Consider the following 206-nt stretch of genomic DNA (forward strand, 5'->3'; position numbering starts at 1 on the left):
GTGATCTTCCTCGTCGCCATCACCCAAGTCTCCGCCCCGATCGAACTGGATCTCGCGTCGATCAGCGACCCCATCGCCGGGGTCGTGCTGATGTTCATCGCCGCGTTCGCCCCCTACATGACCTACAAGTTCGTCAGCTTCGTCGGGTTCGACATGTACCACGCGATGAGCGCCGAACAAGAAGCCAAATCCGCCCTCAACCGCCC

General features: G+C 61.2%; 1 pseudogene. It reads left to right on the top strand.

Annotated elements, in window-relative coordinates:
- Window positions 1-206: pseudogene (locus CH42_RS16635) on the top strand (conjugal transfer protein TrbL); the annotation flags it as partial.

The organism is Leucobacter musarum subsp. musarum (assembly GCF_001273845.1).
In the GTDB taxonomy this organism is placed as follows: Bacteria; Actinomycetota; Actinomycetes; order Actinomycetales; family Microbacteriaceae; genus Leucobacter; species Leucobacter musarum.